The sequence below is a fragment of the Klebsiella sp. H-Nf2 genome (genome assembly GCF_002806645.1).
Taxonomy (GTDB): Bacteria; Pseudomonadota; Gammaproteobacteria; order Enterobacterales; family Enterobacteriaceae; genus Klebsiella; species Klebsiella variicola.
Genome location: NZ_PIBL01000003.1, coordinates 366,544 through 387,235, shown reverse-complemented (window position 1 = coordinate 387,235; position 20,692 = coordinate 366,544). Strand labels below are relative to the sequence as shown.

The window sequence follows — 20,692 nt, the reverse complement described above, 5'->3', positions numbered from 1 at the left end:
TCATCCAGAAGTAGTCGTTGATCCCCTGTTGCGGACGCTGGTGGAAGTCGCGCCCGGCCCAGATATAGGCGTTGGGGTTGGAGTCGAGGACGTTGGTGACGCCGACGTAGGCCTTCTTCAGGTTAACTTCGTCGCTCCAGTGGTCGAACATCACGTTGAGATCCCAGATGGCCCCCTGCGCGCTTTTGAAGGCCTTGCTGATCTGGAATTCGCCGCCGTTGCTTTCGTTGCCCAGACGGCCGATCGCCGAGGCGCCGTTATAGGAGCCGTCGACGCCGACATATTTCTGGTCGCCGGTCTGGAAGTGGGCGCCATAGCGGGCATAGCCGCTGAACTTGAGGCCGAACGGAATGGCCATATCCGGCGAGGCGGCGGTGGTCTGCGGGTTGGTGATCACGTCGACCTTTTTGTTGGCCGCGGCGTCGATTTTCGCCTGGCGGTCGGCCAGCGCTTTATCAACGGCTTTGGCGACGATGGCGTCGATCTGTTCCTGCGTAAATTCTTGCGCCATGACAGAAATTGGGCACAGCGCGGCGACAACCGCCATGGCTAAAGGCAGTTTTTTCACAGTATTCATGGTTATCTCGCTTTAATAATTAATATATTTCAGATAATAACCATCCCATTCTGGCTAAAATAAATAACCAAAATAAGCTGATTTGTTTTTTAGGGTACAGCGACGCCGGAGAATAATATTCTCGCTGACGTTATTCCATATTAATTAACGCTGGTACAGATGGATTAATTCTTCTGAGAACTCGCGGGCCAGCAGCGAGTTCATCAGATGATCCTGGGCATGTACCATAATCAGCGTCATGGGTTGACGCGCTTCACCGGCGTCCTGCTCGATGAGCTGGGTCTGCATCTGATGCGCCCGACGGGCGTAGCCGTCGGCCTCATTTAAGAGTAAGCGCGCTTCGTCGATATTTCCGGTTCGGGCCGCATGCAACGCTTCAAAACATAATGAGCGTGACTGTCCCGCATTAACGATAATTTCCATTACCGCATCTTCTAATTCAATCATGTGTATTCCTGAGGTATTTATTATTTAATAATGCAGTGAAAGTCCTTTTTCTGCATTATTACGCTGTCATCTTATTATCGCTCCAGGCGGAGAGGTATTAGCTAACGGTTTCTGCCACCGGAACGCTATTTTTGGCTTTCTCAACTTCGGTTTTCATTAAGGAACGTTCATAGGCGCGCAGGAACGGCAGGTAAATGACCGCCGACATCACCATGCAGATAACGCACATCACCACCGGACTCAGGGTCCAGTTAGCCGCCCACGACGCGCCAATCGGTGCCGGCGTGGTCCACGGCGTCAGCGACACCACCTGGCTCAGCCAGCCAAGACGCGTCGCGCCGTAAGCCAGCACCGCGTTGACCATCGGCACGCAGACGAAGGGGATAAACATCATCGGGTTCATGATGATTGGCGCCCCGAACAGAATCGGCTCGTTGATATTAAAGAAGCTCGGCACAATGCCCATCTTGCCGATGGTGCGCAGATGCGTGGCCCGGCTACGCAGCAGCAGGAAGGCCAGCGGCAGGGTCGAACCGACGCCGCCAATCAGCAGATAGTGATCCCAGAAGCCCTGCAGATAGACGTGCGGCAGCACCGTACCCGCCGCCAGCGCCGCCTGGTTTGCCGACAGGTTGGCCATCCAGAACGGGTTCATAATGCCGGTAACAATCAGTGAGCCGTGGATCCCAGCGAACCAGAAAATCTGGCACATCAGAACGGAGAGCAAAATCGCCGGCAGCGAGTCGGAGGCGGAAACCAGCGGCTCCAGCAGATGCATGATCGCCTGCGGCAGGATCATCCCGGTCTGCGCTTCGATAAACAGGTTCAGCGGATGCAGAGTCGCAATGACCACCAGCACCGGGATCAGGATTTCAAACGAACGGGCGACGCCGGTGGGGACCTCTTTCGGCAGACGAATAGTAATGTTGTTTTGCTTCAGCCACGCATAAACGCGGGTGGAGTAGATGGCGGTGATCAGCGCGGTGAAAATGCCCTGACCGGACAGATACTGAGTGGAAATTTTGCCATCGGCATAGGGCGCGGCGACCAGCAGGAAGGCCATAAACGCCAGCAGACCGGACATCACCGGATCGAGCTGAAACTGACGACCGAGGCTGGCGCCAATGCCGACCGAGATAAAGAAGGTCATCACGCCCATGCTGAGGTTAAACGGCAGCATCAGCTGTTCGCGGTAGTGCTGGGAGAAATCAAGCCAGCCGCGGGCAAAGCCGTTGGTGGTATCGGGTGAAAACGGCGGAAAGATAAATACCAGCATGAAAGAGCCGATGATCATAAACGGCAAGGCGGCAGTGAAGCCATCGCGGATAGCGATAACATATTTCTGCTGCCCAAGGCGTCCTGCCAGCGGAGTAATAGATTGCTCGATCACGGCAATCATGGACTGATACAGAGAACTCATTTCAACACCTCTCAGTGCGCCGCTGGGATCAGCGACAGAGCATAATTCAGGACGTTGTCTCCCCGCTGCATACCGTAGTCCATCGTATCGATGGGCTGAACGGGAATGTTCAGGGAAGCCGCTTTGTCAGACAGGGTTTTCAACATGTATTTCACCTGGGGGCCAAGCAACACCACCTGATACTGCGGAAACTGCATGTCAAATTCGGAAACACCATAGGCATCAATCTGCACCGGCAGATCACGTTCATTCGCCGCCTCCACCATCTTTCTGACCAGCAGACTGGTGGACATCCCGGCAGAGCAGCACAGCATAATCTTGTACATCGACGACCATCCTCAAAATGTAAAAAGTTATTGCGTGGATGATTTGATATCAGACGGAAACCGGTTTCCATTCATAAAAAGCAGAACTGTGATAGTGGTCAAGATCTCCTGCTTATGGGGCGGATTTATTGGATTTCGCTCACATTATTCTGTCGATTTGGCGATGTTTTGCGCTGAAATGGAAAATCGGTTTCCAAACAAATGACGAAATGGATATACTGCGCTGGTCACAATTGAAGCGATTCAGGTTTACAAGATTTTGGCGGGACGCGGCGCCCGCGCAGGGGAAAATGATGTCGACAATCAATGATGTTTCACGACTTGCCGGGGTTTCCAAAGCCACGGTGTCGCGAGTGTTGAGCGGCTCACGTGGCGTGAAGGAAGCCAGTCGTCAGGCGGTGCTGCAGGCGGCGGAAGCGCTCAATTACCGGCCAAACATGATAGCCCAGTCGTTGCTCAGCCAGTCCACCGGCTGCATCGGCGTCATCTGCGCCCAGGACAACATCAATCAAACCACCAGCTATCTCTACGCCCTGGAAAAACAGCTCAGCCAGCACCAGAAGCACCTGCTGCTGCGCTTCGCCAACACCAGCAACGGCGTGATGAACTCGCTGGAGGAGTTGACCTGCGGGCTGTGCGATAACGTGCTGATCATCGGCGCGCGTTTTCCCCTGAATATTAACCGCCCGGACGTGGTGCTGGTGGACTGCCTCGACAGCGAGGGCGACAACAGCATTCAGTTCGATCATGCTTTCGCTGCCGAAACCGCCTGTCACTATCTGATTAGCCAGGGCAGACGGCAGATTGCGCTGATTCATCCGCAGAGCAGCGGCTTTGCCGATCAGGTGCTGCTGGGCTACAAGCACGCGCTGGAAAAAAACTTTTTGCCGTTTAATCGCAACCTGGTGTTTCTGGATAACACCTCGCCGTCGGTGGCGGTGCAGGAGCTGGTCAATAACGCCACGACGCTGAACTTTAACGCGCTGCTGGTGAGCGATGAACAGCAGGCGCAGCGCGTGGTGCCGCAGCTGCAGGCGTTTAACCGCGCCGTTCCGCAAAATGTGATGGTGTTTAGCCTCGCCGGATCGTTACAGCTGCCCGGTATCCCTACCATTCCGGCCATTGAATATTCCATGGACGCGATGGCGTCGCGGATCGTCAACTGGCTGACCGAGAAAACGGACAACCCGGGCGGCAGCCCGCTGCGCGGCGATTTAATTATTCCGAAGCACTGAACACCGCTCTTGCCCTGACCCGCCGCCGTCTGTTCACCACGGGACGGCGGTTATTCAGCGGTCGCTATTTGGCCGGACAGACGATTTTGTCGATTGCGGCCTGGTAGCTTTTCTGGTTATTGCGCTCTTTCGCCAGCGTTGCTTCGCGGACCGCGTTCTTGTTACCGTCGGTCGCCAGCACTTTATTGGCAAAATCGTTATCGCTGAGGTGGCTTGCTGGCGCGCATTTTTCCTTCACCGCTTTGAGCACCAGCTGTTTTTGCTGTTCGAACTGCAGGCTTTGCAGCGGTGATTCGGCCCACGCCGACGTGGCGCTCAGGGCGGTGACCAGGCATACCATCCAACATGCTTTCATCAGGTTTCTCCTTCCGTAATCGCTTCCGTCAACTATATGCGCAGGCGTGAAAACACGCAAATAGTGGTCAGTTTAACTTGTTGAAAATGCGCTTTTTATCGCCTTCTCAGGCGGCTCTCACCCGCCGCCGCGAGTCGATGGCGATCAGCACCACCGACGCGAGGATCAGCAGAGTGCCCAGCCAGTCCGGCAGCGTGAAGGTGATCCCCAGCAGCAGGAGCGACAGCAGGGCGCTGCTCAGCGGTTCGGCGCAGCTGAGGATCCCGGCCTTCGCGCCGCCAATTTTCTGCGCGCCGTTGAGATAAAGGCTGAAGGTCAGCGAGGTACCGATCACCACCAGATAGAAAAAAGCTAACAGCAGGCTGCCGTTAACCACAAAATCGGTGCCCTGGCCGCCGTAAAACGGCAACAGCATCGCGCCGCCGAACAGCATACTCCAGCCGACGATCGGCAGCGTCCCGTAGCGGGCAATCAGCGTCGAGGGATAGGTGGTATAAAAGGCGGCGGCAAATGCCGAGGCGATCCCCCAGAACAGCGCCGCCGGCGAAATCGACAGCGTCGTTGGGTTGCCGTGGGTCACCAGCAGAAAGGTGCCCGCCAGCGAGGTGCAGATAGCTCCCAGCACCAGCGGAGTGGGACGCGCTTTGCGGGCGAGGGCGAACCAGGCGACGATGATCGTCGGGGACAGGAACTGCAGCACCGTGGCCGTGGCGGCATTGGATTTTTCAATGGTCATCAGAAAGGTGAACTGCACGGTTAGCGCGCCAAACAGCGAGAAAAACAGCAGGCTGAGGGCGTCGCGGCGGTTTTGCAGCACGCGGAAAATGCGGTCGCCGTGAACAAAGCCGAGCATCAGCAGGATCAGCCCGGCGAACAGCAGACGCGTCATGGTCAGAAACGGCGACGACATCTGGCTTTCCTGCATAATAAACTGCGCGCATACCCCGGAACTGCCCCACAGCACGGCGGCAATCAGTACGTTCAGCATCCCTTTTTTGCTGGAGCCCATCTTTTCCTCAAGCGAAATATGACAAAGGGGAATCATAGCATGCGCGCGCCCGGGCGGCGGGGCAGGAAATGGTAGTCGGGCGCGGCGGCGGGTCCGGCAGACGTGTAGGCCCGATAAGGCGAAGCCGCCACCGGGCACTACCCGACAGTCGCGTTCTAGCTTAAATCGACATTTTTACTGCCGAACAGCCAGGTGAGAACAAAGCCGCACAGGTAGGAGACCACCAGTCCGCCGGCATAGACCGCCATCCCGGCGTAAATTCCGCTGCCGGAGGTCATCAGCGGCAGCGCCACCAGCCCCGACGGTCCGAACACCGTGTTCAGGCCGACCGGCAGTCCCAGCCAGGCGATCAGTCCGACGAAGAACCCGCCGCAGGCGCCGCCGAGGCAGGCGGTGACAAACGGTTTCATCCGCGGCAGGGTGACGCCGTAGATCAGCGGCTCGCCAATCCCGAGGAAGCCCGGAATAATCGCCCCTTTAATCTGGGTTCGCAGCAGCGAATCGCGCTTCGCCCGCCAGAACAGCGCCAGCGCCGCCCCCACCTGCCCGGCCCCGGCCATCGCCAGGATCGGGAACAGCGAGTTGAAGCCCTGGGCGTCCACCAGCGCAAAATAGACCGGCACAAACCCCTGATGGACGCCAAACATCACTGCCAGCAGGAACAGGCCGGCCAGCACCGCCGAGCCAAACGGGTTGCCGTTAAGATGCAGGAACAGCCACGACATGCCGGTAAACAACCAGCCGCCAATCGGCATGATCACCGTAAAGGTCACCGCGCCCATGATCAGCAGCGTCACCGCCGAAGTGAGGATCATATCGAGGTTGGCCGGCATTACCCGCCGCACCTGGCGTTCAACCCACGCCCCAAGGATAGCGGCGATCAATACGCCGATGATATTGCCGCGCGGATCGATGCCGTGGCCGAAGAAGGTGGAAATGCCAGCGTAGAAGCCGCTGGTTGCCTCCGGGTTGTAGCCCAGCACGAACAGCGAGGCGATAATCGCGCCGTTCACGCCGGAGCCGCCGAACGCCTTCTGCGCGTTATAGCCAATCAGGATACTCAGGAAGGTGAACATCCCTTTGCTGAAGACCTTCATATAGCCAATCAGCGCTACCAGGCTGGCGTTCGGATGGGCGTTCTCCAGCACGAAGACCTGTTCCGCCAGGGTAGCAAAGCCCAGCAGCAGCCCGACGGCGATAAAGCCGGGGATCAGCGGCGTAAAGATGGTGGCGAATTTGGCGAGAAACTTCTGCACCGCGCTGGTCTGCTTGCCCTTCAGCGCCTGCTTTTTCTCCGCTGCGACGTCGGCCAGCGTCGGCGCGGCGGGCGCCTCCTCCAGCAGGACGTTCATCATCTCGGCGGCGGTTTGCGCCTTGCCGGGGCCGAGCACCACCTGGAACTGCTCGTCGCTGACGATCACCCCCATTACGCCGTCAATCTGGCGGATGGCGGCGCTGTCGGCCAGACTTTCATCGCGCAGGGTCAAGCGCAGGCGCGTCATGCAGTTGCCCGCCTGCGCGACGTTTGCGGCGCCGCCTACGTGGGCGAGGATCCGCGCTATCATTTCTTTCGTTATTTTTGCCATTGCCCGTTACCTGTCTGTCGGTGCTCAGGTGTTGCTGAGCGCCTTGCGGATATAGCCGTTGTTTTTTGCCAGCAGCGACTGCGCGTCTTCGGCACTTAAGTCCGCCAGCACCATCACGATCGCCGTTTTACAGTGGCGGCCGCAGGCCTCCAGCGCCTTCCGGGCAGTGGGACGATCGCAGTCGGTCGCCTCCATCACGATAGAGACCTGGCGCTCAATCAGCTTGGCGTTGGTCGCTTCGACGTCGACCATCAGGTTGCTGTACACCTTGCCGACGCGGATCATCGCCCCGGTGGAGATCATGTTCAGCACCAGCTTCTGCGCGGTACCGGCTTTCAGACGGGTAGAGCCAGTGACCACTTCCGGGCCGACCACCGGGGTGATCGCCACATCCGCCAGCTGGGCCATTTCGCCATGCGGGTTACAGCTGACGATGGCGACAAAGGCATTCTGACTATGGGCGTATTCCATGGCGCCAATGACGTACGGCGTGCGTCCGCTGGCCGCCAGTCCCACCAGCACATCGCGGTGGCTGAAGTTCAGGTTCTGCAGATCCATCGCCCCCTGCGCTTTGTTGTCTTCCACGTTTTCCACGGCGCTGAGAATCGCTTTATGTCCGCCGGCGATGATCCCCACCACCTGCTCCGGGCGGGTGCCGAAGGTTGGCGGGCATTCGCTGGCATCGAGGATCCCCAGACGCCCTGAGGTACCCGCGCCGATATAAATCAAGCGGCCACCGGCCTGCAGCGCCGTCGCGACCTTATCCACCACCTCGGCAATCTGCGGCAGATAGGGCGTAATCGCCTGGGCTACCTGCTGGTCTTCCTGGTTTATCACCGTCAGCATGTCGAGGGTGGAGAGGGTGTCAATGTTGGCGCTGTTGGCGTTGCGTCGCTCGGTCAGCAGTTTGCTCAGGTCGATACTCATAGAAACCTCGTTATTCTCAGTGGCGCGCAGTATAAGGAATTATTTATTCCTTGCCTGTGAAGAGTATCACGATTAGTACGCGGAGAATAATAGGAGAATGGTAGGTATGGCGGGAAATAGTGCGGTAATAAATCTGGAATATTTTATTACCGCACCTGGCGTTTAGCGCGCGCTGCGCGGTTTGCTGAGGCCCAGCAGCAGCGCCAGCAGGTAGCAGATGGCCATTGCGAGGCTCATTTTCAGCATCGTTTCACCGCCGAGGCCCGCCAGCGGCGCGGCGATGCCGCCGAAGACAAACATCAGGGTGCCCATCAGCGCGGACGCGGTCCCGGACTGCGCGGCGTCGACGGCGCTCATCGCCTCCGCGCCGGCGACGGTGCTGATGCCGCTCATCAACGACACGGTAAAGAACAGGCCGACCAGCGCCAGCACCGGCAGCTGCAGCCAGGCAAACAGCAGCATGATCGCCGCACAGCTTACGGCCAGCGTCAGGCCGCCGCGCAGCAGGCTTTCGGCGCTAAAGCGGCGCGCCAGGCGGGAAAAGATCATCGCCGCGATAATCAGCCCGATACCGTTCAGACCGAACAGCAGGCTGAACTGCATGGCGCTCATGCCGTATTCGCTTTGCATCACGAAGGAAGAGGAGCCGATGTAAGAGAACAGCCCGGCCATCATAAAGGCCTGAATCAGGCAGAAGCGCAGAAAGCGGCGATTTTTCAACACCGGCTGGCCGGGCTGTTGGCGGGCGGCATGCGTTGCTGTGGCCGGGCGCGTTTCCCGCAGGATCGTCAGGCTCATCACCAGCAGCACGCCGCCGATGGCGGCCATCGTCCAGAAGAGAATTCGCCAGTCGAAGGCGGTGATAACGTAGCCGCCCAGCACCGGGGACAGCACCGGCGCAATGCCGTTCACGGTCATCAGCAAGGCGAAAAACTGGGTCAGCAGGGTGCCCTGGTATTTATCGCGGGCGATGGATCGCGACTGCACCGAGCCGCCGGCGCCGGCGAAGCCCTGTAAAAAGCGCCAGACAATCAGCATGTTGATATCCCGGGTCAGGGCGCACATCGCCGAAGCAAAGATAAACAGCAGCAGAGACAGCGCCAGCGGTTTCAGGCGGCCAATGCGATCGCTCAGCGGGCCGAAAAACAGCTGACCCAGGCCGAGGCCAATCAGCGCGGCGGTCAGCGACAGCTGGGTCTGGGTGCTGGTGGCCTGCAGCTGCTGAGTGATCTCCGGCAGCGCCGGCAGATAAAAATCCGTGCACAGCGGGCCGATACCCGACAGCAGGCCGAGGATCAGCGCCCAGGAGAGGGAAACACGTGGCATAACGATTCCTTACAGAAGCCGGGCGCGGCCGCCCGGCGGGTGAAATTAACTGGCGCCGCCGCCCAGCGACTGCCAGAGGGTGATCCGGTTATTGAGGTCGGTCTGCTGCAGCGACAGCAGCGTCGTCTTCGCCGACCACAGCGTGCGCTGAGCGGTGAGCACCGACAGATAATCGCCGACCCCGGCCTGATAGCTCTTCATGGCGATATCCAGCGATGTCTGCTCGGCGGCGACGTACTGCCGCTGGGCATCGAGCTCTTCGCTCAGCGTTTCCCGGCGCGCCAGCGCATCGGCAACGTCCTTAAAGGCGCTCTGAATCGATTTCTCGTAGGTGGCGATCAGCCCCTTTTTCTCCGCTTCCGCATAGCGCAGCTGCGCCAGGTTGCTGCCGCCGGTGAACAGCGGCAGGCTGATGGAGGGGGCGAACGACCACACCTGCATCCCGTGGCTGAACAGCGACGACAGCGAGTCGCTGCCGACCCCGGCGCTGGCGGTCAGAGAAATCGACGGGAAGAAGTTCGCCCGCGCCGCGCCGATATCGGCATTGGCGCTCTTCAGATTGTGCTCCGCTTCCTGAATGTCCGGCCGGCGCAGCAGCACCGACGATGACACGCCCGCCGGCACCAGCGCAATACTATTATCCCCGAGGCTCTCGAGGGTGCCGGGCAGCAGGCTCTCCGGCACGGTTTCCCCCGCCAGCAGGTTAATGGCGTTTTTATCCTGCGCCACCAGCGTGCGATAGCTGGCGACGCTGGCGCGGGCCTGCTGATAGACGCTTTCCGCCGAGCTTACATCGCCGGCGGAAGCGGTACCCACCGCCATCTGGCGGGCGACGATGTTGCGCGAGTTTGCTGCGCTGTCCATGGTCTGCTGCGCCAGCGCCAGATTGCTGTTATCCGTCGCCAGCGTTACCCAGGCGGTGGTCAAATCGGCAATCATCGTCAGCCGGGTATTCTGCGCGGTGAATTCGCTGGCAAGCCAGGTTTCGCGCGCCGCGCGCGACAGGCTCTGGTTCTTGCCGAACAAGTCCAGTTCGAAGCTGGAGACCGCGCCGTCGGCCTGTGAAGCGGAGCTCAGGCCGCTGGCTACCGTTTTGCTGCGGGTATGGCTCAGCTCGGCATCAACGGTGGGAAACAGCGACGCCCGCGTCTCGCCGTACTGGGCGCGCGCGGCCTCGATATCAGCCAGCGCCTTTTGCACATCGCGGTTGCTGTTCAGCGCGAGACTGACCACTTTTTTCAGCCGCGCGTCATTGACCACTTTCTGCCAGTCGCCGACCACCGCCGTCGATTCGCCGTGCGCCCCGGGCAGGGTGGCTGGCACCGGCGCGGCCGGGCGATCATAATGCGGGTCAAGCGAGACGCAGCCCGCGGTCAGGAGCGCGATAAACATAAAACTCAAACGAAACATACCTTACTCCTGAGAAGGACGTTGGCGGGTGAAGAGACGTTTCACCAGCACGAAGAACAGCGGTACGAAGAACACCGCCAGCAGGGTGGCTGTCAGGGTGCCGCCGATGATGCCGGTGCCGATCGCCACGCGGCTGTTGGCTCCGGCGCCGGTGGCGATGGCCAGCGGCAGCACCCCGGCGATAAACGCCAGCGAGGTCATAACAATCGGGCGCAGACGAGTCTGCGCGGCGCGGATCGCCGCCCGGGAGAGCGAATACCCCTCATCCACGGCGGATTCAGCGAACTCCACGATCAGGATGGCGTTTTTCGACGACAGGCCGATGGTGGTCAGCAGCGCCACCTGGAAGTAGACGTCGTTGCTTAAACTGCGCAGTGTCGCCGCCAGCGCCGCGCCGAGCAGGCCGAGCGGGATGACCATGATCACCGAGAACGGCACCGACCAGCTCTCATACAGCGCCGCCAGGCACAGGAACACCACCAGAATCGAGATGGCGTACAGGCTCATCGCCTGGCCGCTGGCGAGCTTTTCCTGCAGCGAAATGCCGCTCCACGCCCAGGCGGAGCCCGCCGGCAGGCTGTCGGCCAGCTTTTCCATCTTGTCCATCGCCGCGCCGGAGCTGAAGCCGGCGGCGTTTTCGCCCTGGATCTCAAAGGCGGCGGAGCCGTTGTAGCGCACCAGGCTTTCCGGGCCGTATTGCCAGTGGGTGGTGGCGAAGGCGGAGAACGGCGTCATGCTGTTATCGCTGCCGCGAACGAACCATTTGCCGAGGTCCGACGGCACCGCGCGCGCGTCGCTTTCGCCCTGGATATAGACCTTTTTCACCCGGCCGCGATCGATAAAGTCATTCACGTAGGTACCGCCCCAGGCGCTGGAGAGCGTATCGGTCACGTCGCTCAGCGACAGCCCCAGCGAGACGGCTTTGTTGTTATCGATATCCACCTGCAGCTGCGGCATCTGCGGCAGATCGTTAGCGCGCACCGACTGCAGCTCGCTGCTCTGGTTGGCCGCCGCCAGCAGCTGGCTGCGCAGCTTCATCAGGCTGTCGCGGTCGGTACCGCCGCTGGCCATCAGCTCGAAGGTGAAGCCGTTGCTCTGCCCGAGACCGTCCACCGACGGCGGGGTCATGGCGAACAGGGTGGCGTCGCGGATTGTCCCCAGCGCTTTGGTGGCCCGCAGGGCGATGGCCTGTGCGGTATTGTCGTCCCCTTTGCGTTGCGACCAGTTTTTCAGCGATACGAAGGCCATCCCGGCGTTTTGGCCGCTACCGCTAAAGCTGAAGCCGTCGACGGTGAAAATGACGTCGGTATTGGCTTTCTCTTTGGTGAGGAACCAGTCGGTCACCTGGCGGCGCACCTCGGCGGTACGCACCGCGGTGGCCCCGGCGGGCAGAGTGTACTGGACCATGATCTCCCCCTGGTCCTCCACCGGCAGGAAGCTGCCCGGCAGCTTCCACATCGCCAGCGCCATCGCCCCGCAAATCAGCGCGTAAGCGCCCATCATCACTACGCCCCGGCGCAGGCCGCCGAGCACCCGACGCTGATAGCCCTCCTCCGTGCGTCCCCACAGGCGGTTAAAGGCGCCAAAGAACCCTTTGGTGTGCGGTTTGGAGTGGCTGAGCAGCGCGCCGCACAGCGCCGGGGTGAGGGTCAGCGCCACCACCACCGACAGCATCATCGCCGAGATAATGGTTACCGAGAACTGGCGATAGATGACCCCGGTCGAACCGCCGAAGAAAGCCATCGGCAGGAACACCGCCGACAGCACCAGGGCGATCGCCACCAGCGCGCCGGAGATTTCGCCCATCGATTTTTCGGTGGCTTCGCGGGCGGGTAGCCCTTCGTCGCGCATAATGCGCTCGACGTTCTCCACCACCACAATGGCGTCATCCACTAGCAGGCCGATCGCCAGCACCATGGCGAACAGCGTCAGGGTGTTAATCGAGTAGCCGAACAGTGCCAGCACGCCGAAGGTGCCAAGCAGCACCACCGGCACAGCCACCGCTGGAATGAGCGTCGCGCGGAAGTTCTGCAGGAACAGATACATCACGCAGACTACGAGAATGATCGCTTCGAACAGGGTCTGAATCACATCCTCGACCGAGATTTTGATGAACTCGGTGCTGTCCTTCGGATAGGCGATATCATAGCCCTGCGGCATCTGACGCTGGAATTCGGCGATTTTGCTTTTCACCAGGGTCGCGGTATCCAGCGCGTTGGCGCCGGGGGCCATCATCACCGCGATCCCGGCGGCCGGATGGCCGTTCAGATTGGCGGTAGCGGTGTAATCCTCGCTGCCCATCTCCACCCGCGCGACATCGCTCAGGCGCACTACCGAGCCGTCGGCCTGGCTTTTCACGATGATCGCTTTGAACTGGTCAGGGGTTTGCAGCCGGGATTGCGCCCGCACGGTGGCGGTCAGCTGCTGGGTGTTAGATGACGGCAGGGCGCCGATTTTACCGGCGGAAACCTGCACGTTCTGCGCCTCAATCGCCGACTGGACATCGGAAGGCATCAGCGAGTAGGAGGCGAGTTTGGTCGGGTCCATCCAGACGCGCATCGCGTATTCGGCGCCGAACACCCGCAGGCTGCCGACGCCCTCCACGCGCGCCAGCGGGTCCTGCATATTGCTGACCAGCCAGTCGGAGATATCGGAGCTGGTGGCGCGGTTGGTTTTGTCATACACCGCAAGGATCAGCAGGAAGCTGCTCTGCGATTTTTCCACCGTTACGCCGGACTGCTGGACTTCGCTTGGCAGCCGCGATTCCGCCTGCTGGACTTTGTTTTGCACCTGCACCTGGGCGGTGTCCGGGTCGGTCCCTTGCTCAAAGGTGACGGTGATGCTGACCGAGCCGTCGGAGCTGCTGGTGGAGCTGAAGTAGAGCAGATGGTCGAGGCCGGTAAGCTGCTGCTCGATCACCTGGGTGACGCTGTTCTCCAGGGTTTCGGCGGACGCGCCGGTATAGGTGGCGGAGATTTTTACCGCCGGCGGGGCGACGTCCGGGTACTGGCCTACCGGCAGGGTGCGGATCGCCAGCACCCCAGCGAGCATAATCAGAATGGCGATCACCCAGGCAAAGACCGGGCGACGCACGAAGAAACGGGAGAACATCAGGCATTGCCTCCGTTATTGTTGACGGCAACGGCCTTCACTGTCTGTCCGGGGGCCACTTTACTGGTGCCTTCGACAATCAGCTTATCGCCTGCTTTCAGGCCGCTCAGCACCAGCCATTTATCGCCAAAGGTGTCGCCGGTTTCCACGGTACGCTGCTCAACTTTGTTGGCGGCATCGACCACCAGCGCCGTGGCGTCGCCTTTGGCATCGCGGGTGATCCCCTGCTGTGGGGCGAGGATCGCGTCGTTCATGATGCCTTCATCGATGCGCGCGCGGACGAACATCCCCGGCAGCAGGACGTGCTGCGGGTTGGGGAAGATAGCGCGCAGGGTCACCGAGCCGGTGGATTCATCGACGGCGACTTCGGTGAGCGCCAGACGCCCTTTTTCCTGGTAGGTACTGCCATCTTCCAGGGTTAATGTCACGCTGAGAGTGTCGCTGTTGCTGGCCAGGCTTTGTTTGCGTAAACGCAGGAGATCGACGCTGGATCGCGTCAGATCAACATACATGGTGTCGAGCCCGCGGATCGTCGCCAGCGCGGTATCCTGATCGGCGGAGACCAGCGCCCCCGGCGTAACCGACGAGATGCCGATGCGCCCGGCAATCGGCGCGGTGACGGTGGTCCAGTTCAGGTTGATGCGCGCGCTCTCCAGCGCCGCTTTTTTCGATTCCACGCTGGCCTTGTCCTGGGCGCAGGTGGAGGCGGCGTCGTCGGCATCCTGGCGGGAAACGCCGTTATCCCTGACCAGCGACGCGTAGCGCTGGGCCTTCTGGCAATCGGAGACCACCAGCGCCTGGGCCTGTTTCAGCGCGGCCGCCGCTTCGTTCCAGGTCGCGCGATAGCTGGAGGGATCGATCTGGTAAAGGGCCTGCCCGGCCTTCACCATATCGCCTTCGGTAAACAGGCGCTTCTGGATGATGCCACCCACCTGCGGGCGTACTTCGGCGCTGAGCGAGGCGGTGGTGCGGCCGGTGAGCTGGCTGACTACCTGCACCGGCTGGCTTTGCAGGGTGACCACGCCCACTTCCGGCGTGGGTTGCTGCGGGGCAGATGTCTGCGCATTATCGCATCCGCTAAGGAGAAATAATGCTGTCGCGATGGGAGCTATGATGTATTTCATTATATTTTCTCAAGATATAAGACGTCCGCCCCGTTTATTAAAAAACGAGGGAATAGGTTGGGCGCTGAGGCATTTTCGGGTGAGCGAAAATGATAAAAAAGGAACACAGATGTTCCTGAACCTGATTGTTATTGTGTCTCCGTTGAAGCCAACCTCTTCGGTCTTCAGGAGGTGAAAAGCGCATCTCCTCTGGTTTTGTGGTGAGAATGATCATTCTCATTTTTCTCCATTATACGATCCGCCGCGATAATGGAAAGGTTTTTTTGCTTACTTTTAGAACGCAAAAAATTAAGGCAAATAATCATGGAGAAAATAAGAATATTTTGTGAAAGTGGAGAGGGAAAATAACCATTCGGCATCGCAATACTGGAGATAGTTAATGACACTAATCATTACAAAAAGCATTAATCCCGACGATCAACAAGAATTGCTTGCCGGTCTGCGGCACTATAATCAGCAGTATCTCGATGCGGCACAGTTTGGCGATCTGGGGGTTTACTCCCGCGATGCGCAAGGGGTGATGCAGGGCGGGCTGATTGCCAAACGCAAGGGCAACTGGCTGTGCATTGAGTATCTGTGGGTCAGCGAGACGACGCGCGGGCGCGGGCTGGGGAGCGAGCTGATGCAGGAGGCGGAACAGCAGGCGCAGGCGCTAGGCTGCAGCCATCTGCTGGTGGATACCTTTAGCTTCCAGGCGCTGCCGTTTTATCAGAAATTAGGCTATCAGCTGCAGATGTCGCTGCCCGACTTCCCCCACGCAGGCATGCAGCGCCACTATTTGTCGAAGGCGCTGTAACGGTAGTGGTATCCCCGGGCGGGCAGGTACCGTACCTGTGGTTGTGCCGGATGGCGGCATAAATGCCTTATCCGGCCTACACAGTCCTCCCGTCGTTTCGTCCCACCCAGGACCGGCAAGCGCAGCGCCGCCGGGCAGGATATCAGGCACGGCACCTGTATTCTTGCCGGGTGGCGGCTGTCGCCTTACCCGGCCTACGGTTCGTGCTGTGCCCGCCATGATGCCGAGCGGCCTGTTGTTGATATACCCACTTGCGCGACTGAAACTGCCGGTGCTGGCGGCCTCAACATCGCTGAGACGTTCCCGGAAGGCCGGGGCAGCCCGCATGGATGCGGGCTGAGGGCCGTGTTTTGCATGGACGCTGCCTCGGCCCGACCCGAAGCCTGCAGGGATAAGTCGAAGGGACCGCGTAGCGGCGATTTTGCTGGCCGGAGCCCGGGGGTACAGGGGGCGGCGGCGACTGGCCGCCCCCTGTGCGCTCCCTGCGCCATAAGAGACATAGCGCAGAAGAAATATCGGGAGCGCAATCTGCCCGGACATAACACGGGAGTGGTAGCCCTGCTAAGCGCAGTGCGAGCAGGGAAATTTACGGTTGTGCCGTTATTTCTGTAGCCCTGCTAAGCGTAGCGCGAGCAGGGAAAATCCCGGATGGCGGCGCGTGGCGCCTTATCCGGGCTACAAAAGCGTCAAAACCACGCCTTAACCCCCGATGCCGTGGCCCATTAACGCCAGCGCGTGGCTGATGATGGTCTGGCGGTTGACCGCCTGTAAACGCGGATCGCTGTGAATGCGTGAAAATGGCACCAGCACCAGGCTAATCACCGTGGTAAACAGCAGCTCCGGCGACAGCGCCGGATTGATCTTGCCCTCCAGCTGCCAGCGATGCACCGTCTCCAGCATCACTTGAAAACGCTCCTCGCCGAAGCGGGCATCCATATGCTGACGCAGGATCGGCATCTCGCCGATGATCTCCTGCATCCACAGCGGCGCGAACCAGGCGTTTTTCTCCGCCATATGCGCCAGCGTCTCGACCATCATCGTCAGCGCCAACACCGGGTCCTGCGGATGATCGACAAAAATGCGGCTGATGTGATTGCGTAGCGGCATAAAGCGCTCCTCAATCAGCTGGGTCACCAGCGCTTCCCGGGAGCTGAAATAGTAATGCAGCATCGCCGGCGTCACCCCGGCTTCTTTGGCGATGGCGTTCAACGACACGCGAGCCGTCCCGTCGCGGGCAAACAGCGTCAGGGCAATGTCCATCAGCTGTTCGCGGTTGGCGGTACCCGGTTTTTTACCGCGCGGCCGACCCGGGCGGCGGGGTGCATCCTGATCCTTTTGTGCTGTCATGGTATGGCGATCTCTTGACCCGACTCATTCTTTCACTAAATATTAATTATGCATTTAATTAATTTCAAGCGAGCGTTGTAATGACTTCTGAAGTCGCTAACCCACCGGTGCAGTCGATACGCCTGCTGTTCAGCGCATTGCTGTTGGTGATGTTGCTCTCGGCGTTGGATCAGACCATTGTCTCCACCGCGCTGCCGACGATTGTCGGCGAACTGGGCGGGCTGGACAAGCTTTCCTGGGTGGTCACGGCCTATATTCTCAGCTCCACCATCGCGGTGCCGCTGTACGGGAAATTCGGCGATCTGTTCGGTCGCAAAATTGTGCTGCAGGTGGCGATTGGGCTGTTTCTCGTCGGCTCCGCGCTCTGCGGGCTGGCGCAGAATATGACCCAACTGGTGCTGATGCGCGGCCTGCAGGGGCTCGGCGGCGGCGGCCTGATGGTGATCAGTATGGCGGCGGTCGCCGACGTCATCCCGCCCGCCAACCGTGGCCGCTATCAGGGGCTGTTCGGCGGCGTCTTCGGCCTCGCGACGGTGATCGGCCCGCTGATCGGCGGTTTTCTGGTACAGCATGCCTCCTGGCGCTGGATCTTCTATATCAACCTGCCGCTCGGCCTGTTCGCGCTGCTGGTGATCGGCGCGGTATTCCACAGCAGCAATAAACGCAGCCAGCATCAGATTGACTGGCTGGGGGCGATTTACCTCAGCATGGCGCTGTTGTGCATCATCCTGTTTACCTCGGAAGGGGGCAGCGTCCATGCGTGGAATGACCCGCAGCTGTGGTGCATTCTGGCCTTCGGCATCGTGGGGATCATCGGCTTTATTTACGAAGAGCGGATCGCCATCGAACCGATTATTCCGCTGGCGCTGTTCCGCAACCGCAGCTTCCTGCTGTGCAGCTTGATTGGCTTCGTCATCGGCATGTCGCTGTTCGGGTCAGTCACCTTCCTGCCGCTCTATCTGCAGGTGGTGAAGGAGGCGACGCCCACCGAGGCCGGGCTGCAGCTGATCCCCCTGATGGGCGGCCTGCTGCTGACCTCGATTATCAGCGGGCGGATTATCAGCCGTACCGGTAAATATCGCCTGTTTCCGATCCTCGGCACCCTGCTCGGCGTGACCGGCATGGTACTGCTGACCCGCATCACCATTCATTCGCCGATGTGGCAGCTGTACCTGTTTACCGGTGTGCTGGGGGCGGGTCTGGGACTGGTGATGCAGGTGCTGGTGCTGGCGGTGCAGAATGCGATGCCGGCGCAGATGTACGGCGTCGCCACCTCCGGTGTGACCCTGTTCCGCTCGATTGGCGGCTCCATCGGCGTGGCGCTGTTTGGCGCGGTGTTCACGCACGTGCTGCAGAGCAACCTGCAAAAGCTGTTGCCGGAAGGCGCGGTGCTGCCGCCGGGAATGAATCCAGTGGCGGTTCAGCACCTGCCCGCGGATATCCGCCTCGACTATCTCGACGCCTTCGGCGCGGCGATCCACGCGGCGTTCCTGATGGCGGCCGGCATTATGGCGGTGGCGTTTGTCCTCTCCTGGCTGTTAAAGGAGGCACCGCTGAAGACCGCGGTGCATTAAGCGGCGCCGGCGATGCGCAGCAGTGCCTGACGCAGCGCCGGTGCGGCAAAATCGATAAATGTCCTCAGCTTAAGTGGCGCCAGATCCCGTGCGGTATACAGCAAATGGACCGGCGCGGGGGCGGGCTCGACGCTTTCCAGCAGCAGACGGAGCTCCCCGTGGCGCAGACCATCCAGCGCCTGATAGTGCAGTAAGCGGGCCACCCCCACCCCCAGCCGCGCAGCATCGGCGGCGCTCTCCGGCGTGGTGACGGATAGCACCGGCGGCAGGTTAATCAGCTGGTCCTCGCGCTCAGCGGCGCGAAAGCGCCAGCCGCGATAGGGCATCGGCGATTCAATGCGGATGATCGGCAGCGCCGCCAGATCGCGCGGCCGCTGCGGCTCGCCGTATTTCGCCAGCAGCGCCGGATGGGCGCAGGCCACAATCCGCATGGTGCCAAGGCGGGTGGCCACCATGCTGCTGTCCGCCAGTTCGCCAATCCGCACCGCCAGATCGACATGGTCGCTCACCAGGTCAGCATTGCGATCGCTGAGCAGCAAACGGACGCGAATTTGCGGGTAGCGGGCGATAAATTCACCGATCACCGGGAGAACGTGCTGACGGCCAAACATCGTTGGCGCGGAGATCACCAGCTCGCCCTTCGGTTCCTGATATTCGCCCGTCGCCTGGCGTTCGGCGTTTTCCACCTCCTCAAGGATCCGCCGCGCGGCGGCGACATAATCGACCCCGGCGTCGGTGAGCGTCAGTTTGCGGGTGGTTCGCGCCAGCAGGCGCACGCCCAGCGCGCTCTCCAGCTCACCGATATGGCGGCTGACGGTGGTCAACGGCATATTCAGCGCCCGCGCCGCCGCCGACATGCTCCCCAGCTCGGTCACTTTCACCAGCAGCGCCATCGCGCTTAATCGATCCATTATTCTCCCGTTTTCCGGAAAGATGATTGCCACTTAGCCCGTATTATCATTCTTCACAGTACAGTCCATGATGGCGCCAGACAACAGGAGGCGCTATGGCAGCAACCTTTCTCGATATCGCCATCACCCCGGACGTGATGGATGTGCAGCATGAAATGGGCAGCGACACGCTGTGGCAAACGCCGCACAGTCGCCGCCAGGCCGACCGCTTCGGCGACAGCGAAGCGGGGATGATCGCCACCCGCGACAGCTTTTATCTGGCGACGGTGTCACAGAGCGGCTGGCCCTACATTCAGCATCGCGGCGGCCCGGTGGGGTTTCTGCATCTGCTGGATGACACCACCCTGGCGATGGCCGATTTCGGCGGCAACCGCCAGTACATCACCACCGGCAACCTGCGCGGCAGCGACCGGGCCTGCCTGTTTTTGATGGATTATCCGCGCCGTGCCAGGCTGAAAATCTACGCCACCGTCGAGGTCCTGGCGGCAGAGGACCATCCGCAGCTGCTGGCGCAGGTGGCGCCGGCCAACTATCGCGCCCGCATTGAACGTCTGTTTCTTTTTCATTTGCAGGCGTTTGACTGGAACTGCCCGCAGCACATTACGCCGCGCTACAGCGCGCAGCAGGTGGCGGAGTACAGCCAGAACCTGCAGCAACGTATTCATGACCTGGAGCAGGAGAATCAGCGCCTGCAGCAGCAATTAGCCTCAAAAGGAGACTCCTGATGAATGAGCAACGTCCCCCGTTACCGCCGTTTACCCGCGACAGCGCTATCCAGAAGGTCCGCGCCGCGGAAGATGGCTGGAACAGTCGCGATGCCGAAAAAGTCGCTCTGGCCTACACCGTGGATAGCGAATGGCGCAACCGCAGCGAATTTGTCCACGGCAGGGGGCAAATTGTTGAGTTCCTGCAGCGAAAATGGCGCAAGGAGCAGCAATACCGGCTGATTAAGGAGCTGTGGGCATGGCAGGAGAATCGCATTGCCGTGCGCTTCGCCTACGAGTGGTGCGACGACAGCGGCAACTGGTTTCGCTCGTATGGCAATGAGAACTGGGAGTTTGATAAGCACGGACTGATGCAGACGCGCTACGCCTGCATCAACGATCTGCCGATCGCCGAAAGCGAGCGCCTGTTCCACTGGCCCCAGGGGCGCCGCCCGGACGATCATCCGGGGCTCAGCGATCTGGGGCTATAAAACCGACGCGGCGCGA

General features: G+C 60.4%; 21 protein-coding genes. 6 read left to right on the top strand and 15 right to left on the bottom strand.

Annotated features, from left to right (window positions below):
* The 4 genes from CWM58_RS12205 to CWM58_RS12190 all read right to left on the bottom strand — a co-directional run.
* A partial coding sequence (locus CWM58_RS12205; protein ID WP_165785774.1) for a carbohydrate porin occupies positions 1-577 on the bottom strand: 577 nt, incomplete at its 3' end.
* Positions 578-721: 144 nt separating this feature from the next.
* Positions 722-1,024 (bottom strand): PTS lactose/cellobiose transporter subunit IIA, encoded by a 303-nt coding sequence (locus CWM58_RS12200; protein WP_004205145.1) that lies wholly within the window; start codon positions 1,022-1,024, stop codon positions 722-724.
* Between the two features lie 97 nt (positions 1,025-1,121).
* The gene (locus tag CWM58_RS12195; RefSeq protein WP_008806769.1) at positions 1,122-2,444 is read right to left on the bottom strand and encodes a PTS cellobiose transporter subunit IIC; all 1,323 of its coding nucleotides are present in this window, start codon (positions 2,442-2,444) and stop codon (positions 1,122-1,124) included.
* An 11-nt stretch (positions 2,445-2,455) separates the two neighbouring features.
* Entirely contained in the window at positions 2,456-2,770 is a 315-nt protein-coding gene (locus CWM58_RS12190; protein WP_004145041.1) for a PTS sugar transporter subunit IIB, read from the bottom strand.
* 293 nt (positions 2,771-3,063) lie between these two features.
* Here CWM58_RS12190 and CWM58_RS12185 point away from each other — a divergent pair, with 293 nt between their 5' ends.
* On the top strand, positions 3,064-4,005 hold the full coding sequence (locus CWM58_RS12185; RefSeq protein WP_020324162.1) for a LacI family DNA-binding transcriptional regulator: 942 nt from the start codon (positions 3,064-3,066) through the stop codon (positions 4,003-4,005).
* Positions 4,006-4,069: 64 nt separating this feature from the next.
* Here CWM58_RS12185 and CWM58_RS12180 read toward each other — a convergent pair whose 3' ends face one another.
* The 8 genes from CWM58_RS12180 to eefA form a co-directional block, all read right to left on the bottom strand.
* Positions 4,070-4,360 carry a YicS family protein gene (locus tag CWM58_RS12180; RefSeq protein WP_023298372.1) on the bottom strand — a complete coding sequence of 97 codons (291 nt, stop codon included), beginning with the start codon at positions 4,358-4,360 and terminating at the stop codon, positions 4,070-4,072.
* 106 nt (positions 4,361-4,466) lie between these two features.
* Positions 4,467-5,369 carry a DMT family transporter gene (locus CWM58_RS12175; protein ID WP_002923118.1) on the bottom strand — a complete coding sequence of 301 codons (903 nt, stop codon included), beginning with the start codon at positions 5,367-5,369 and terminating at the stop codon, positions 4,467-4,469.
* Between the two features lie 155 nt (positions 5,370-5,524).
* Positions 5,525-6,955, bottom strand: a complete 1,431-nt coding sequence (murP, locus tag CWM58_RS12170; RefSeq protein ID WP_100681008.1) for a PTS N-acetylmuramic acid transporter subunit IIBC — start codon at positions 6,953-6,955, stop codon at positions 5,525-5,527.
* 24 nt (positions 6,956-6,979) lie between these two features.
* Complete coding sequence (gene murQ, locus CWM58_RS12165; RefSeq protein WP_012967024.1) at positions 6,980-7,882, bottom strand: N-acetylmuramic acid 6-phosphate etherase; 903 nt, start codon at positions 7,880-7,882, stop codon at positions 6,980-6,982.
* Positions 7,883-8,044: 162 nt separating this feature from the next.
* On the bottom strand, positions 8,045-9,208 hold the full coding sequence (locus CWM58_RS12160) for a multidrug effflux MFS transporter (protein ID WP_100681007.1): 1,164 nt from the start codon (positions 9,206-9,208) through the stop codon (positions 8,045-8,047).
* Positions 9,209-9,253: 45 nt separating this feature from the next.
* Positions 9,254-10,618, bottom strand: a complete 1,365-nt coding sequence (gene eefC / locus CWM58_RS12155) for a multidrug efflux RND transporter outer membrane subunit EefC (protein WP_012967026.1) — start codon at positions 10,616-10,618, stop codon at positions 9,254-9,256.
* A gap of 3 nt (positions 10,619-10,621) precedes the next feature.
* Positions 10,622-13,729, bottom strand: a complete 3,108-nt coding sequence (gene eefB / locus CWM58_RS12150) for a multidrug efflux RND transporter permease subunit EefB (protein WP_100681006.1) — start codon at positions 13,727-13,729, stop codon at positions 10,622-10,624.
* Positions 13,729-14,853, bottom strand: a complete 1,125-nt coding sequence (gene eefA, locus CWM58_RS12145; protein WP_100681005.1) for a multidrug efflux RND transporter periplasmic adaptor subunit EefA — start codon at positions 14,851-14,853, stop codon at positions 13,729-13,731. The genes eefB and eefA overlap by 1 nt, the downstream gene beginning before the upstream one ends.
* A gap of 206 nt (positions 14,854-15,059) precedes the next feature.
* Between eefA and CWM58_RS28555 the strand changes: the two genes are divergently transcribed.
* Entirely contained in the window at positions 15,060-15,182 is a 123-nt protein-coding gene (locus CWM58_RS28555; protein WP_046620780.1) for a hypothetical protein, read from the top strand.
* On the opposite strand, the gene CWM58_RS28550 is transcribed toward CWM58_RS28555, so the two are convergent.
* Positions 15,142-15,258 carry a hypothetical protein gene (locus CWM58_RS28550; protein ID WP_046620779.1) on the bottom strand — a complete coding sequence of 39 codons (117 nt, stop codon included), beginning with the start codon at positions 15,256-15,258 and terminating at the stop codon, positions 15,142-15,144. The genes CWM58_RS28555 and CWM58_RS28550 overlap by 41 nt on opposite strands.
* Between CWM58_RS28550 and CWM58_RS12135 the strand changes: the two genes are divergently transcribed.
* The gene (locus tag CWM58_RS12135) at positions 15,233-15,649 is read left to right on the top strand and encodes a GNAT family N-acetyltransferase (protein ID WP_046620763.1); all 417 of its coding nucleotides are present in this window, start codon (positions 15,233-15,235) and stop codon (positions 15,647-15,649) included. The two genes, CWM58_RS28550 and CWM58_RS12135, sit on opposite strands and share 26 nt — an antisense overlap.
* Positions 15,650-16,348: 699 nt before the next feature.
* Here CWM58_RS12135 and CWM58_RS12125 read toward each other — a convergent pair.
* The gene (locus CWM58_RS12125; RefSeq protein WP_061152911.1) at positions 16,349-16,996 is read right to left on the bottom strand and encodes a TetR/AcrR family transcriptional regulator; all 648 of its coding nucleotides are present in this window, start codon (positions 16,994-16,996) and stop codon (positions 16,349-16,351) included.
* An 80-nt stretch (positions 16,997-17,076) separates the two neighbouring features.
* Between CWM58_RS12125 and CWM58_RS12120 the strand changes: the two genes are divergently transcribed.
* Complete coding sequence (locus CWM58_RS12120) at positions 17,077-18,570, top strand: MDR family MFS transporter (protein ID WP_061152912.1); 1,494 nt, start codon at positions 17,077-17,079, stop codon at positions 18,568-18,570.
* Here the strand turns inward: CWM58_RS12120 and CWM58_RS12115 are convergent.
* Positions 18,567-19,481, bottom strand: coding sequence for a LysR family transcriptional regulator (locus CWM58_RS12115; protein ID WP_100681003.1), 915 nt, complete (start codon positions 19,479-19,481; stop codon positions 18,567-18,569). The genes CWM58_RS12120 and CWM58_RS12115 overlap by 4 nt on opposite strands.
* Positions 19,482-19,576: 95 nt before the next feature.
* Between CWM58_RS12115 and CWM58_RS12110 the strand changes: the two genes are divergently transcribed.
* Together CWM58_RS12110 and CWM58_RS12105 are read left to right on the top strand one after the other, a co-directional pair.
* Entirely contained in the window at positions 19,577-20,206 is a 630-nt protein-coding gene (locus CWM58_RS12110; RefSeq protein WP_100681002.1) for a pyridoxamine 5'-phosphate oxidase family protein, read from the top strand.
* Positions 20,206-20,676, top strand: a complete 471-nt coding sequence (locus tag CWM58_RS12105; protein ID WP_016946126.1) for a DUF1348 family protein — start codon at positions 20,206-20,208, stop codon at positions 20,674-20,676. The genes CWM58_RS12110 and CWM58_RS12105 overlap by 1 nt, the downstream gene beginning before the upstream one ends.
* Positions 20,677-20,692 lie beyond the last annotated feature (16 nt).